Origin of the sequence: Pseudoalteromonas luteoviolacea, assembly GCF_021654285.1 — a bacterium.
Classification (GTDB): Bacteria; Pseudomonadota; Gammaproteobacteria; order Enterobacterales; family Alteromonadaceae; genus Pseudoalteromonas; species Pseudoalteromonas luteoviolacea_J.
Map to the genome: position 1 here is coordinate 1 of NZ_JAKFZS010000003.1, position 14,853 is coordinate 14,853.

Sequence of the window (14,853 nt, forward strand, 5' to 3'; positions counted from 1 at the left end):
AGATTTAAGATTAGCGCAAGGGCTTTTTTATTAATTTTTAAAAAAAAGGGGGAAGCGTTCAAAAACCCAGCAAAACCACACTTTTAGCAACGTTAAGTTCAATAAAGAAGCATAATTTTTCACAACATCTATATTTTATTATTGCGATGTTTAATTAAGTCGTTAAGATAGCAACCTTTCTTTGTTAAATTAATGTGTATTCACTGTTTATTGGTAGATCGTTATGAATTCTTCAGGTCGTAAAACACTCGTTACTATTCTTATACTTGCAATTTTAGGGTATGTGATGGTTACGTTTTTATTAGCAAATAGCCAAATCGATTCCGCGGTACTATTTGCACTTGGTATTGTAATAGGTGGTCTGGCAGCAATAACAATTAATAAAACAACTATTGCGCAGCCAGACAACGCAAACACAATACCTACAAAAACACTTTATGTTGGTAATTTGCCTTATCGTGCAAACGAGCAAGCAGTCAGAGAACTGTTTGAAGAAAAAGGCCAAGTATTTTCTGTCCGTTTATTAAAGGACAAGAATACAGGAAAGAGAAGAGGCTTTGGTTTTGTAGAAATGCCCGAGGGCGATGCTAATAAAGCAATTAAAGAGCTAAATGAAATGGAGTTTCAGCAACGTACTTTAAAAGTAAGAGAAGCTAAACAAAAGCAAGAAGAGTCAGAGCCTAACTCTATAGCTTAATTAATTCTACACTCATACAGTGCTTAATAGCTGCTGTGCAGGTCGCATACCAATGCGTCAACTCATTTTGATTTGACGCCAGCAGCTCTTCTCTTACCCCAGTCATATTTTTACCACTATACGTACAACCGTGCTGAGTTAATAAATACTCTACCCGCTTCGCTATCGCATAACCCGAATCAATCAAGTCCACATCAGTGTGTAGCTTTGCCTTTAAAGCATTTTTAATAATTGGAAAGTGTGTACAGCCTAACACGAGTTTATCTATACCTGGATTTATATTGAGTCTATCTAACTCACTTCTTAATTGATCTTGTTTGATACATTTATGCCAATGAAAATGTTCAGCAATCGATACCAACTCAGTTGTGTGGTAAATATCAACCTGACAATCACTCGCAAAGTTTGAAATTAGATTAGCAGTATAAGCATTCTTTGACGTTGCAGGGGTCGCTAACAAACCGATGTGTTTTCTTACGCTCGAATTTGCTGCGGGCTTGATTGCTGGTACTACTCCAACAATTGGCGTCGTCGTATATTGTCGCGCAGTATCCAAAGCGTATGTAGAAGCGGTATTACAAGCAATCACAATCACATCAACAGACTGGTTTGTATTATCAAGCCAAGATAATAGTGATATTAATCTAGATTTAATGGTTTCTTGAGATTGCAGGCCATAAGGTAGCAATGCATTATCCATCACGTAACTATAGCGGGCGTACGGTAACCTTTTTTTAAGATGTGATAGAACACTTGTCCCACCAATCCCTGAATCAAAAACTAAAATATGTGGCAAACTTCAATCCCCCGCGTTCAAGACTCGAAGTTTGCCATGCTATAGAGCGAAAATAAACAACACTAAAGCGACTTAGCTATTTTGTGCATCATCTTTGCTATTCAAAGCACTAAAGTAACTTTGCGCGTAGTCTAAGAATTGATTAAGCCTTTGCTGACCTTCATTCATCCACGCCATGATATCAGGCAACTGTGCTTGTAGGCCCAATGACTCCGCGTCACTATTCAGCCCTTCCAGCCGCTTGTCCAATGGTGCAAATGCTTGTTCTAATTCCTTCATTGGGTTGCTTTGTTGATATTGTGCAATCGCTGCGGACGTTTTACTTTGCCTTAAGTCCATCGTAAAGTTAGTGATTTGCTCACTATCTAGACTCAGGCCTTTCGCCAGTTCAAAGGCATCATCGTATTCACCAGCAAAAAATGAATCACTCACATCACGAATATCTTCCATCATGGCATTTATGGCTTCTTGTTCCTCTTCATTAAGTTCACCATTCACACTGATAGAAAAACTTACTTCTTGAGAAGAACTCTCGCCATAAGCAAAGCCGACATTATCACCATTACGTTCGTAACTAGCACCACGTGACTGACTATATGCATCACTGAACGAAATAACGACTTCGTCACCTTCCGCTGTCGTAAAAGCATATTCAGCTTTATTCGACAAACTAGCAAATTGCGCTGCACTGACAGACAAATGCTGAGGAGTTGGGTTAAACAGCTCCTTTTCAAACTCATCTAAGCCATTAAAAATCCCTTCTTTGGACTTTTCTATACCCTCAGAGATTTCATCATCAAATAGCCCCGAATCTTTTAGCTCACCTGTTGCTTCATCAATACCCGTTTGCACCCCTTTGCGGGCTTGTTCTAACATGCTCTTCAAGGTTTCGTCATCCTGACCATCCGCTTTTGCCTTATTGATAGCTCCCTGCACAAAGCCAAGTACATTCTTAACAATTTCTTCGTAATCAAAAAAAGGCTTTTCGGTCTCTTCTTTTTTTTCAATGCCCAGTGCCTGAGCCAACTTATCATCGAGCACTTTCGCAGCAACCTGAGATTTATTCCCCTGATAAACATCTGAGTTTATTGAAATATTAGGAATGTTTGGCTTCGCTTTTGCTGCATTATGCTGCATTGCTGGGTTTAACAGCTGATTCAACTGTCCGATCTTCATGATTGCTCTCCGCTATACCCTATCAGTTAATTATCGGCCATATGGGACAAAGCTAAAGGTAATTTGTACAATAAAACTGCAATTTTAGCCCTAAGCACTGGACAAATGTTCCTCGCCCCCTAAAATAGCGCCTCCTTGCAATATACAAAGGTAGCCTCAGCATGGCCGTGATCAAAATCGATGCTTCGCAATACGAACAGCAGCTTGCAGAAAAACAACAGCGTATTAGTGCGCAATTCGCCCGCTTTAATGCCCCTGAATTAGAAGTTTATGACTCTGAAACCAGTCATTACAGACAACGCTGTGAGTTTCGCGTATGGCACGATGGTGAAGATTTGTATCACATTATGTTTGACCAACAAAGTAAAGAAAAAATACGTGTCGACCATTTTGATCCAGGCGCACCTTTAGTCAATGAGCTGATGCAGGTGATGATGGAAAAGCTTCGTCACAATGAAATTTTAAGGCGAAAGTTATTTCAAATTGACTACCTATCAACGCTCAGCGGTGAAATTTTAATAAGTTTGCTTTATCACAAGCAGCTTGATGATAGCTGGCAAGAAGCGATGACTGCACTAAGAGCGGAGCTCCAGCAAACTTATAAAATTGACTTTATTGGTAGAGCAAGAAAACAAAAAGTTGTCTTTGGTGATGATTTCGTGACGGAAAAACTGACTGTGGACGATACCGAATATACTTATCAGCAAGTCGAAAACAGCTTTACTCAACCTAATGCAAAAGTGAATGAAAAAATGCTGTCATGGGCTAAGTCTATAGCGCGCCTGCTCTCGAATGACTTACTTGAACTCTATTGTGGTAATGGTAACTTCTCTATCGCACTCGCAGAGCATTTTGATCGTGTTCTAGCTACTGAAATTTCAAAATCGTCTGTACATTCAGCGCAATATAATATTGCAGCCAATAAGGTCACCAATTTAGATATTATCCGTATGTCGAGTGAAGAGTTTACGGATGCAATTAAAGGAAAACGCAGCTTCTCTCGTCTCAATGGCATTGATCTACAGTCTTACAATTGCCAAACAATACTAGTTGACCCGCCTCGTGCAGGTATGGATGAGCTGACCTGCCGATTAGTCAGTAACTATGACAATATTATTTATATCTCTTGTAACCCTGACACATTAGAACGTGACCTTGATATTTTGAGTGAAACTCACAAAATCGAGCGCATTGCGATATTTGATCAGTTTCCATATACACATCATGTTGAATCCGGTGTATTTTTAACGCGTAAATAATACCGCTAACCCATAATCAAAAAAACCCCGCAATTGCGGGGTTTTTTATTTATCTTACGAGCTTACTTGCTAGCTAAATAGTTAATCAACTTCGCAATATCATCAGGGCTGGTGATGCCTGAATCTCTACCAAGTACTAACTTATATTTACCGCTGACAATAAATGTCGGCACACTTGATAAAGCGCCTTTCTCTTGCAGCTGTTTTTGCTGTCTTGCCATTTTCGAAGCTTTAGTACGCACAGAGAAGCTCTTGTACATTTTGTCAAACTTGGCACCATCAACACCTTGTGCAACAAATACGTCTTTGATATCCGCAAGCTCATTGAAGTTACCGCGTTTTGTGTGAATATGGTTGAACATAGCAGACACAATTTGCTTTTTCTGCGGTAAAACCTCAGCAGTTGCGAGTGCTGTAGCAATCATTTTTTGATGTTCAGGGTCGCGACTACCAATAAAATCAACATGGCTCTTTTTAAATTTAACCCCGTCATCTAATTTTGGTTTAAACTCTTCAATTAACCCTTCAAAGTTATTACACGCTGGGCAATAAAATGAAAAGTACTCTGTCACTTCAGGCTTTTTTGTTCCGCGCTCTGCAATCACTTCATAATGTTTACCCTCTTCATATGTGGCAGCATTTGCAGCCAAAGGTAACATCAATGCTAATAACGCAGCTTTTATCGATTTCAACATATTATTCTCCAACCATTATTTTTCTAATAAATGTTTAACTAATTCGTTGAATTCAGCTTGGCTTCTCAAAGAATTTGTAATTACACGGTATTTATCGTTGACGATAAATGTAGGCACACCTTTAAGTGCACCAGCTTCACTAAATCGCTTCTGATCGTCCTGCATTGCCTTTTCAGCTGCAATAACAGGCATACTCGCCAATGCAGATTCAAACTTTTCAGCTGATACACCGTGCGCTTCTAGTAACTTTTGCACGTCTTTCATGCTAGCAAAGCGGCCGTTTTGCTCATGGATGGTCTTGAAAATTTGATCAACCACTTGCGAATCAACACCAAATTGCTTGGCCACGATGTAACCATAGCTTAGGTATTGCTGTGCTTCTGGAGGTATCCCCCCCATAAAATTAACGTGGATTTTTTCAAAAGGAACCGTTATTGGTAGGCTGGCATGCAACGCTCTTGCAGGGCCTTCAAACTTATAGCAATGAGGGCAATAAAATGAAAAGAACTCCACAACTCGTGGCGTTTTACTTTTTTCTAATGATAATGTTTCGTAATGCACACTTTCTTTAAACTCAGCAGCCATTGCAGCAATTGGCATACATAGCGCCAGCAAAGCCACTTTAATCGATTTCAACATGTACTTTCTCTCTTAAATTTTATGGATAAATTGTTAGAGCTGGCTCATCAAGCGCAGCCAATTGTTCTTTTAATGCCAAGATCTGCTGTTCCCAATATTTGTCTGTCGAAAACCAAGAAAAGTTCCTTGGAAATGCAGGATCTTGCCAACGTTTTGCCAACCACCCCATATAGTGGATCATACGCATTGCCCGCAGCGGTTCAATTAGTTGTAATTGAGTCATGTCTAAGTCACTAAACTCCTCATAACCACCGAGTAAAGTGTCTAATTGCAATGCTTGGTTTTGACGGTCACCATTTAACATCATCCATAGATCTTGGATAGCAGGTCCCTGACGACAGTCATCTAAGTCTACAATCATTAATTGTTCTTGAGACCACAGAATATTGCCAGCATGGCAATCTCCATGCAATCTGATCGTATCATTAACTGTGAATTTTTCTTCCGTTTTTTTAACAACTTGCTCTAAAACAGTAGAAAAAGCCAAATGTAGGGTATGTGGTAAACACTCGCTAGCCAAAATATCTTGGCTTGCTTGTCTTAAAAAGCTGTCAGTATTGACGCTTGGACGATGTGTAAAATCATACTTTTTAGACACACTGTGAAGTCTGCCTATGTAGCGCCCCAAGACTTCGAGTTGGTCCAAATTATCCATCTCAAACTGTCTTCCACCCACACTTGGGAATAACGCAAAGCGGTACCCTTTATGTTCAAATAAACTGGTGTTATCTTGTTTAATAGGACACACAACGGGTACTTCAGACTCAGCAAGTTCAAATGAGAATGCATGCTCTTCCTTAATCTGTTCATCGCTCCAACGGTGCGGACGATAAAACTTTACAACATAGCGCTTGGCATCATCACTGCGAAACTGATATACGCGGTTTTCATAGCTGTTCAGAGGAAGAAGCCCAGATTCTGGATAAACCCCGATACTTTCAATTGCATCGAGAATCAGATCTGGTGTGAGATTTTGATAGCTAAAGTCGCTCATTGCTGCTGTCCATTAATCGTGTGAAAAGTGTTGGTATTGGCAAATAAAGCCTTTAGACCACAGCACAATAGGATAAAGCCAAGTATGTTTTGAAGCAAAAATATATTATCGCTTGGGGAACATACTTAATGTATATCCCCCAAAATAGGCGCTCAACGTCCTTTGAAGAAGTTTGTTGGCTGGGAAATTTGAGACTCGGGTGCTGAATCACTAGAAAGTACAAAATGAAACTCAGTCACGGGTTTTGTTAGGTCATATGGATCCATCACCACAGAAACGGGGATATCTAATGTAGACCCAGCTGAAACTGTCGCAGATTGCTTACCCAGAAGTTCAAAATGCTCGAGGCCACTCACCGCAATATTAAAAGTTTGCATTGTCTGCGCTTTGTTTATCAATTTGAGAGTATAGGTATTCTCAACCATGCCATCGTAATTAACTCGGTATAATTGGTTTCTATCGCGGATAATATCCAACTCAAATGTTTTTCGCATCGCGATATTAACAAGCAAAGCGCCGCTTAAAATCAATAAAATAAGTACGTAACCAATCAACTTAGGACGCACTGGTTTAGTTACTCGTTTTGCATGTTCTAAATTACGCTCAGTGGTATATGAAATTAAACCACGCGCATAGTTCATTTTATCCATCACACCATCACATGCATCAATGCAAGCCCCACAGTTAATGCACTCATATTGTAACCCATTGCGTATATCTATGCCTGTTGGACAAACTTGGACACATAATTTACAGTCAATACAGTCGCCTAAGCCTAGTTCTTTCGGGTCTTGTTTGCGGCCTCGCGGTCCCCTGCCTTCACCTCGTTTGTTATCATAGCTCACGGTAAAAGTGTCTTTATCAAACATGGCAGATTGGAACCGCGAATAAGGGCAAATATGCAAACACATGATTTCTCGCATCCAACCCGCATTACCATATGTACAGACCGCAAATACCACAACACTGACAGTGGCATAGCCGCTTGCTGAAAACATCATCAGATCAGGTAACAGTGTTCTTATTGGTGTGAAGTAACCAACAAACGTGACCGCCGTATAAAACGAAAAGGCTAGCCAACTAACATGCTTGGCGCCTTTTCGAAGAAACTTATCTAAGTCCATAGGACGTTGGTCGAGCTTTTTTCGCTGATTTGCAGAGCCCTCACACTTTTCTTCGAACCAGATAAAAATAAATGTCCAGACGGTTTGTGGACACGTATAGCCACACCAAACACGACCATAGAATGTGGTTACTAAAAAAAGGGCAAATGCCGCAATCATTAAAATAAACGCCAAAATCGTCAAATCTTGTGGCCACAAAGTCAGGCCAAAAATATTGAACTTCTGTTCAAACAAATCAAACAGTACAGCTTGTTGGCCATTAAAATTGAGCCAAGGCAAAAGCATGAATGCAAGCATACCCAAAAAGCCGATCCGCTGACGCAGCAATTGATGCATACCTTTTACCGCGCGTACATAAATACGATTACGCGGGTTAAATCTATCCGGCTGAAGGTTTTCCGGCTTTTGAATCTCAACAGGGATATTCTTGATTTTAATTTTATTGTCCATACAAGCTCCTTAAGTGCTTTGGACAGGTTACTCGCTACAGTGACCTTACTTTTACTAAGGATATTATATGCAACAGCTCGCTTTTAGCGTAGCCATAAATCGCACGACGGTGACAAAAACTACGAATATTTCCTGAGCAATTCGCTTGCTTTTGATTCTTGCATTTTATTACACTGTCACTTTGATTGAGTCGAATAGATCAAATTTGCGAGCTTTATGAAAAAATACCTGTTACTTGTACTCATTATACTGGCGTTATTCACCATTGATCATCCCTTGATCAAGGAGCCTAGAGATAAGCTCCTGCAACAAGGTGTCGATACCCTTGGTGAAACCAGTAAAACCCAGTATAGCCTTGCTGCAAAGCAAGCACGGCATGAAATTGCTAAAGAGATAGACCTCACACCATCGGAAAAAGAATATCTGCAAGATGCACTTGCTACGGATGAAAAAGTTAAAGTTTTTCACGTGCGCTTTTGCCAAGAACATGAACTCAATTTGTACTTCTTCGGGCCCAAATTACAAACTATTTGTGATGCGACGAAAAAAGCAATAAGAAAGGCTGAGCTTTAATGATAGACATAACACAGTTTAACAAACTTCGAGCGCGTTCGTTTAACGACCAAAAAGCCTTACTTAAAAAATTAGCGAAGGGACAAACTGTCCTTTGCCAGACATGCGGTCAGGCAATCTCATTAAATGTCGCGGTTAAAGAAGGTGAGAAGGCAACGGCGCAATGCGCAAAAGGCTGTACACATATCGAACTAGATGTAGCTTGAGTTCAATAACTCAAACTACATCTCATAAAATTACTCGTTGTATAAACCACTACTTAGCGCGACTTGCTCGATTAATTCAGCGTAGGCTGGTGCTACTTCTGAGGCAAGCTGGTATTGTTGCTCAATGAATGCCTCAATACCGACTTCAATTGCTTTACAATACACCTCAACCTGATCAAACTGCAGGCTGAAAAAGCCTAGCAATTCTGTACTGGTCACAAGTGCCTGCTTGAGTTCATCTGAAAGACTGTCACTTTGATTCAGTTTATTCAAATAACTTTGGCAGCCATGCAAAAATCCAGTGCTCCATAGCTGCTTATCACTCCAAGGGGAAGACAAATCGAAAGGGAGTGCAAAACCGCTTGAAAAAACTTGCTCACTGATATGATGGTGTAGCGCTAAAAATGCAAAGACAACATCCTCAGACACCTGTTCGTCTGCACCGGTTACATGACTTAGCCAAGCTTCTGGCTCAACGCCATCAGGGCTGCATACGGTTGCAAACAAAAAACCTTCTAACGATTTAAGCTCTAGTGCATCAGGGTATGTCTGAGCGCGCTGGCTCAGATAATTCACAAGTAAAGCCTCATGTGCAGGCTGATAACTAAAATCCATCATTACTACATACTCACTGGATATCGGCCTTGAGAGTCAGGGCGTCCCAAGAATTTAACAGCATCATGAACCTCTTTTGGCAATGACGCATCAGGTTTAATATTACCAGCAACCTTAAGTTGCATATTTTCAGCCAACGTTGCATCAGCGCGCAAGCCCAGTAAGTTTTCAGGCTCAACCACAACGGCAATGTCACCTGACTTACAACTTAATAATCCACTTAAATCACCAATGCTGAACCAACCTGACATGCCTTTTACTTGTATCTCAGGGCTACTGATATCACCTTTTAAGCTCTCACAATAAGGCTGCCCACTATTATATTCATCAAGCTCTAGAATAACTCTGCCTTTTGCATCAACTGGTAGTGGCAGATTTACTTGGCGCATAGCTTGTTCAACGCTAAAACGTAATGTCGTTTTACCTAGCTCAACACTGTTATCAAATAATGAAAAAGCAAAGTTACTGCGACCTGATAATTCATCTGAGCGGCGCGCATTACCAAAATTCAGCTTACCTTGAACCTGGCCTGTGAATAAGGCCCATCCATTTAATTGCCACTTAACATCATTAAAGCGCAAGTTTTGATATTGAACGCCGCTAATTTGGCCTTCCCAAAAAGATCCCGTTACAGCGCCCAAACGAACGTCTTTTGGAATATGAGACTTCACCAATTGCAAAGCGACTGGTGCTGGAATACTAACAATCGTAAAAACGATAAACGCAAATAAGAAAGCCAATACTACACTAACTGCATTTTTCATATTTAATTCTCTAACACCAAACGACTAACGCGCACATATCCTTGTTGTGGCTCTTCACCTAAATCAAGATTAGCAACTTTTACACCATGCTGATTGGTCAACACATCTAACCAACTAACCAATTTATTAAACTCTACATTGTCAATATTAATACGTAATGTATTGTCTCTTGGCTGCATCTTACTGATCTGGATACCATGCCTGCCACGAGTACGATTTACTAACTGAGTTAAATTTTGATTGCGAGAAGTGGCTTGACCTGCACCACTGGCTTTGAGCTCGGCCACACTTTTGGAGACCCAAGCGTGCAAACTTTGCTGCTTTTGTAGGTCAGCACTAGCTTTATCTACACCCGCGTTAAGCGGTTTAATTACGCCCATAATCAGTACAAAAATCACAAATACAAAGCCTGCAGCGATTAATAGTTTTTGCTCTTGCTCTTTTAGCGATTGCCAATAGTTAATCACTTGCTGCTTCATGCTGCACCTCTGATTCTTATCTCACCAATAACGTAATCACCATCATTATTAAGGGCCCCTTGCTGAACTTCAATACCACGTTGTTCAAGGATAGACTTAACTTGGCTAAATACTTGGAACCCTTTGGCCTTCGCCCTAATTCTCAATTCATTGCGCTTGCGGTCATATCTGAATGTCTCAGGGCTAAAATCATTAACTTGTGAGTAGATTGCCACAAAGTGATTAGTCAGCTCTAAAAAGCCGCCTTGTTCGCCACCACTGAGTGCATCTAATTCATTTTGAATTTGCTTACGTAATAAGTGAGGACGAACTACTTTGTTTGGAAACGCTTGTTTATACACGCTCATCGCCTGCGCTTTATACGCATCGGCTTCTTGTTGCAGCATGAATAACTGAGCAGACTTGACCGATACAAACGCTAATAACGCAACGCCAGCAGCAATGACACCCGCCTTCCAATCACGCCACCACTGAGGCTGCTTTTTCTTCGCTGCAAATGGCCCTTGGCGTAAATTAATAGGGGCTGTGTTCAGGCTCTGCGCAAAAATAGCTAAAGGTAAGTCGTATTCAGCCTCTTTAGCGCTTAAAACTTTGCTCGTAGAGAGCGAGTCTGCCGGACTGTAATGGACAATTTCGGACTCAGGTGACAGCATTAAATAGTCGTTCACCCAATCTAACTCAACCGCACCGATATGCCAGCTATTGCCTTTAAATAACCACTGTTGCTGTAGCTGGATCGCACTGAGCGTATTCTCTTGTACGTCAGGCAACAGCAGTGCATCAGGCACAATAACATTTGGCTCAATATCAAAATCACTAAACACAGCAATCCAGTCTTGTAACCAAGCAAGTTCACATATCGCAATGTTGATAAAGTGTTTTTCTTCAATGGCTTCGGGCTCACCAATCGCGATAAATATGTCATCAATGTCACTGGCGACGTGCTCTTCCAACATAAACGGCAACGCACGTTCTAATTTACGATTCCACTTTGTTGGCAGTGCAACTTGCTTAAGCTGTACACTTGATGCTGGCAACAGTAACGCAACGCTGCGCCCTGATGCTTTTTCTGTTAACTCTCCAAGTAACCCACTGTGCTCTAACTCACCGCTGGCAATGATCTGTGAATCCGAATCAGACCAAACTAACCAACTGACAGGTTCCTGCTGTGACTGGCCTACACGGACCAATAATTTTTCTGTCACTGAACGCCTCCAAACTTACGTGCCAACACAGTTGCTCGACCCTCTTTTATTTCGAGTATTGAGGTCATTTTAAACAACCGCTCATCAAACGATGCCTTAGCACGCAACTTAAAATAATTGCTTGTTATTGTGAAAATTTTCTCAGCTTTTTTAGTATCCTGAGCACCTTGATTTTTTGCTTCTGTAAAGAAATCTTGTAAGTTATCAAATCCTTCTTCTGGGCGCGCGGCAATGACAGCTTCTGCTCCTGAAAGGCTTAACCCATCGAGCAATGCACTTAATAAAAGCGCCTGTTCAGGCAAAACTGTGTTTACATTGATGGCTAAATCTGTACTGCCTGGTATCACGCATACGTAAGGCAATAACTTTTCCATAACGAGCGGATTAAACCCTTTAATCACCCTGAGCTCACTTTCAGATGCCATGAGGTTATTTGCTGTCATATAAGGCATCTGCCTAGACATATACTCGTCTTCTTCTGCACCTGATCGAAATGTAATGCTATCTTCATCGAGCCAGTCATAAACACTGTCAGCCATCGCTTCTTCGCTTTCTTGCGCAGGCAAATCTTCAATATTTTTCAATAACTCCAACAGTGCTCTATGTGCAGGGTTCGTAGCGTTAGTACTGTCACTTTGATCTTTAGGTGCTCTTAAGGCATTCAAATTTAAACATGCTTGCAGGTCCGTAACTTTGCCACTTAAAGTGCCGTCATCGACAGGGTAAGGCACCTCATCAATCGCCCAAGGCTGACCTAAATGAACTTTATCGGGGTCGTCTTTACGACTATCAAGCAATACCTTCTTTACTAATTCTTCAGTACCGTAGCTATACCACTTGGCTTGTTGATGCGTTTGTGTATTCGAGACTTTTTGCACTTGAACCATCAAGGATGACGACATCTCCGCCGCAAGGCTCGCTGCCAAAGCAACGATAAAAAGCACGATTATCAGTGCTGCACCCTGTTGTTTCTTCATGGCTTACCTCCCCGTTGGTTGGTATTCCCGCCTGCATTATTACCGTTGCGATTGAGCCCATCATCTAACCCATTGTTGACACCATTACCATTGCTTTGCGCTGCTTTGGCTTGCTGCACTTTGCCATCACCAGGGGTTAAAAAAATACGTCTTAGGGGTTCAGAGTCTTGTCGTTGAATGGTCACGGCAACCGCAAGTGGCAATGCTTTAATTTGCCAATTATCTTGCCACTTTTGCTTATCGTCTAAAAACTCAAACTTGAGCTCTTCTACATTATCTAGCAGTACTTGCACTCGAGGCTCAGTACCATCGAGTTCATCAATATAAACGCGATAAATGCGTTCTAACTTATCCTCTTTTACGCGATAGCCAACACCTTGAAGCTCTGAGCGAGGTAATAAACTGACAGGGTTTGTCCAACCATCACGGATAAATGCAATACCATCGTATTGGCTTTCTAAAGAGTAGCGCCCATGAATAATGTAAGTCGGGCTAAAATCTCCCGCTTCATTACGCACTTCCCGCTTAGTCATTTGATTAAAATCTTGATCCATCAATCGGAAAGCTGTTTGAAGCCCTTCAAGCTCTGCTATGGTCTCATCTGAAGCCTCTTTGGCCATAATAGATGTGTCTAAAATCTGATGTGACGCAGTGACAATAAAGGCTAAAATAACCAGAGCAACCATGACCTCTATGAGAGTAAAACCGGCTTGTTTGCGCTTCGTATAAGCCATCACTTTTTGCCCTTATACATAAAAGTAGTCAAGTCATAAACCGAGTTTTCTCTGTTTTCATCTTCAAATACTTCAATCGTCAATTTCACAAATTCAGCATCTGCAGTCTTTTCTACTTTTTGACTCCAATACCATTTGTGCCCAGCAAGCTCAGCATCACCACTATCAGAGTTTTTGCCATTCCATTTACCGCCACTGGCTTTGGTACGCGCCATCACCATCTGGTTTTCAGCAACCCAAGATGCGTAAGTTTGTTGCTCAATGATGCTCATATTATTGATATGGGCGCCTGTCGCTTGCAAAGCTGCGATCCCCGCAACCGCACAGATCCCCATTGCGACCATCACCTCAAGTAGGGTAAAGCCTTTTTGATTAGTCATATGCCGGCTCCCTGCGCAACTTCACAGGTGCCATAAACTCACCTTCAACGTAATAAACAGGCTCTGGTTCTTCGCTCAATTCTAAAGAGAGTTGAAACGCACTGACTTCTCCAGATGATAAGATGAGTACTTGAGGGATCTTCTTCTTCTTAAGCTCAAGCAGATTGTCATTATCACCCGAGCCCATTATTTCCTGCCAATTCGACTGCTCAAGCAAGTTATCTTGTGACCAAGACAAGTCTTCTAAAATCAATTCTATTTTATACTCTTCGCCGTATTCTATTGGCTTGTAAAGCTCTTCGGCTTCGAAAGTGGTCCACTGCTCACCGTCGAAGACCAAGAACTCTAAGGTCTTTTTATCCAAGTGAAAACCCAACTCAACCTGATTCAGCACAGCAAACTCTGACGCCATATTCACAATGCCATGTAATTTCAATGCTTCTTTTTCCAACAAGTCTTCAGCACTTTCACCAACGGTAAATGTGACGATTTTGATTGAAAAACCAATGATCAGGATAACCACTAAGATCTCTAAAAGACTAAAGCCTTGAGATTTTTTGGGTAATTGAGTTGAGTAATTCACAGGGTACGACATTAGCGATCTTCTTCATCTCTCCAGTTACCGATATCATCCTCGGTACCGACTTCACCATCTGGACCCATAGAGAAAATATCAATTTTGCCAATTTCACCAGGGCTAACTAGCTGATAAGGGTTATCCCATGGATCTAGAGGTAGCTCGTTTAGGAAGCCGCCATCTGGAAAACGCTTTGGCACTGGGTCGATCGTTGTTTTCTCAACCAACGCTTCTAAGCCTTGCTCAGTTGTTGGATAGCGTTTGTTTTGAAGCTTGTATATTTTCATCGCGCTTTCAATTTGCGTGATGTCTAGATTAGCTTTATCAATAGCAGCTTGTTCTTGGTTACCCATGATATTAGGTGCCACAATTGACATAATCATACCGATAATAACCAGTACTACCATTACCTCTAGTAATGAAAAACCAGACTGTTTCTTCACAATTTATACCTCTATGCTGTTGCATTGGCTACACATGTGTGTAGTCCAGTGTGTTTATCTTTAAATATGT

Annotated in this window: 19 protein-coding genes; 4 read left to right on the forward strand and 15 right to left on the reverse strand. The window is 41.2% G+C overall.

Features of this window, described 5'->3' with window-relative positions:
• Positions 1-223: 223 nt before the first annotated feature.
• Positions 224-697: an RNA recognition motif domain-containing protein gene (locus L1077_RS02795; protein ID WP_063361205.1), complete on the forward strand. Its 474-nt coding sequence runs from the start codon at positions 224-226 to the stop codon at positions 695-697.
• On the opposite strand, the gene murI is transcribed toward L1077_RS02795, so the two are convergent.
• A complete protein-coding gene (murI, locus tag L1077_RS02800; RefSeq protein ID WP_237135507.1) occupies positions 687-1,493 on the reverse strand; it encodes a glutamate racemase in 807 nt (268 codons plus the stop codon). The two genes, L1077_RS02795 and murI, sit on opposite strands and share 11 nt — an antisense overlap.
• A gap of 72 nt (positions 1,494-1,565) precedes the next feature.
• Positions 1,566-2,669, reverse strand: a complete 1,104-nt coding sequence (locus L1077_RS02805) for a DUF5610 domain-containing protein (RefSeq protein WP_237135508.1) — start codon at positions 2,667-2,669, stop codon at positions 1,566-1,568.
• A gap of 161 nt (positions 2,670-2,830) precedes the next feature.
• Between L1077_RS02805 and trmA the strand changes: the two genes are divergently transcribed.
• Positions 2,831-3,928, forward strand: a complete 1,098-nt coding sequence (gene trmA, locus L1077_RS02810; protein ID WP_237135509.1) for a tRNA (uridine(54)-C5)-methyltransferase TrmA — start codon at positions 2,831-2,833, stop codon at positions 3,926-3,928.
• Between the two features lie 62 nt (positions 3,929-3,990).
• Here trmA and L1077_RS02815 read toward each other — a convergent pair whose 3' ends face one another.
• The 4 genes from L1077_RS02815 to ccoG form a co-directional block, all read right to left on the reverse strand.
• A complete protein-coding gene (locus L1077_RS02815; protein WP_237135510.1) occupies positions 3,991-4,623 on the reverse strand; it encodes a thiol:disulfide interchange protein DsbA/DsbL in 633 nt (210 codons plus the stop codon).
• A 15-nt stretch (positions 4,624-4,638) separates the two neighbouring features.
• Positions 4,639-5,262 (reverse strand): thiol:disulfide interchange protein DsbA/DsbL, encoded by a 624-nt coding sequence (locus tag L1077_RS02820; RefSeq protein WP_237135511.1) that lies wholly within the window; start codon positions 5,260-5,262, stop codon positions 4,639-4,641.
• Positions 5,263-5,281: 19 nt separating this feature from the next.
• Positions 5,282-6,256, reverse strand: coding sequence for a serine/threonine protein kinase (locus L1077_RS02825; RefSeq protein WP_237135512.1), 975 nt, complete (start codon positions 6,254-6,256; stop codon positions 5,282-5,284).
• A gap of 152 nt (positions 6,257-6,408) precedes the next feature.
• The gene (gene ccoG / locus L1077_RS02830) at positions 6,409-7,830 is read right to left on the reverse strand and encodes a cytochrome c oxidase accessory protein CcoG (RefSeq protein WP_237135513.1); all 1,422 of its coding nucleotides are present in this window, start codon (positions 7,828-7,830) and stop codon (positions 6,409-6,411) included.
• Positions 7,831-8,046: 216 nt separating this feature from the next.
• On the opposite strand from ccoG, the gene L1077_RS02835 reads away from it, so the two are divergent.
• A complete protein-coding gene (locus tag L1077_RS02835; protein WP_237135514.1) occupies positions 8,047-8,403 on the forward strand; it encodes a hypothetical protein in 357 nt (118 codons plus the stop codon).
• Positions 8,403-8,609 (forward strand): hypothetical protein, encoded by a 207-nt coding sequence (locus tag L1077_RS02840; RefSeq protein WP_237135515.1) that lies wholly within the window; start codon positions 8,403-8,405, stop codon positions 8,607-8,609. Before L1077_RS02835 ends, L1077_RS02840 begins: the two co-directional genes overlap by 1 nt.
• A 30-nt stretch (positions 8,610-8,639) precedes the next feature.
• Here the strand turns inward: L1077_RS02840 and L1077_RS02845 are convergent, their stop codons facing one another.
• The 9 genes from L1077_RS02845 to gspG are packed head-to-tail and all read right to left on the reverse strand — an operon-like array spanning position 8,640 to position 14,783.
• Entirely contained in the window at positions 8,640-9,227 is a 588-nt protein-coding gene (locus L1077_RS02845) for a UPF0149 family protein (RefSeq protein ID WP_237135516.1), read from the reverse strand.
• Between the two features lie 2 nt (positions 9,228-9,229).
• Positions 9,230-9,988: a type II secretion system protein N gene (locus L1077_RS02850; RefSeq protein WP_237135517.1), complete on the reverse strand. Its 759-nt coding sequence runs from the start codon at positions 9,986-9,988 to the stop codon at positions 9,230-9,232.
• Positions 9,989-9,990: 2 nt separating this feature from the next.
• A complete protein-coding gene (gene gspM / locus L1077_RS02855) occupies positions 9,991-10,467 on the reverse strand; it encodes a type II secretion system protein GspM (protein WP_237135518.1) in 477 nt (158 codons plus the stop codon).
• Positions 10,464-11,672, reverse strand: a complete 1,209-nt coding sequence (gene gspL, locus L1077_RS02860) for a type II secretion system protein GspL (RefSeq protein ID WP_237135519.1) — start codon at positions 11,670-11,672, stop codon at positions 10,464-10,466. Before gspL ends, gspM begins: the two co-directional genes overlap by 4 nt.
• Positions 11,669-12,649 carry a type II secretion system minor pseudopilin GspK gene (gspK, locus tag L1077_RS02865; protein WP_237135520.1) on the reverse strand — a complete coding sequence of 327 codons (981 nt, stop codon included), beginning with the start codon at positions 12,647-12,649 and terminating at the stop codon, positions 11,669-11,671. The genes gspL and gspK overlap by 4 nt, the downstream gene beginning before the upstream one ends.
• Complete coding sequence (gene gspJ, locus L1077_RS02870; protein ID WP_237135521.1) at positions 12,646-13,383, reverse strand: type II secretion system minor pseudopilin GspJ; 738 nt, start codon at positions 13,381-13,383, stop codon at positions 12,646-12,648. Before gspJ ends, gspK begins: the two co-directional genes overlap by 4 nt.
• Entirely contained in the window at positions 13,383-13,763 is a 381-nt protein-coding gene (gene gspI, locus L1077_RS02875) for a type II secretion system minor pseudopilin GspI (protein ID WP_237135522.1), read from the reverse strand. Before gspI ends, gspJ begins: the two co-directional genes overlap by 1 nt.
• Positions 13,756-14,358, reverse strand: a complete 603-nt coding sequence (locus L1077_RS02880) for a prepilin-type N-terminal cleavage/methylation domain-containing protein (RefSeq protein ID WP_237135523.1) — start codon at positions 14,356-14,358, stop codon at positions 13,756-13,758. Before L1077_RS02880 ends, gspI begins: the two co-directional genes overlap by 8 nt.
• Positions 14,358-14,783: a type II secretion system major pseudopilin GspG gene (gspG, locus tag L1077_RS02885; RefSeq protein WP_063359140.1), complete on the reverse strand. Its 426-nt coding sequence runs from the start codon at positions 14,781-14,783 to the stop codon at positions 14,358-14,360. The genes L1077_RS02880 and gspG overlap by 1 nt, the downstream gene beginning before the upstream one ends.
• Positions 14,784-14,853: the final 70 nt, after the last annotated feature.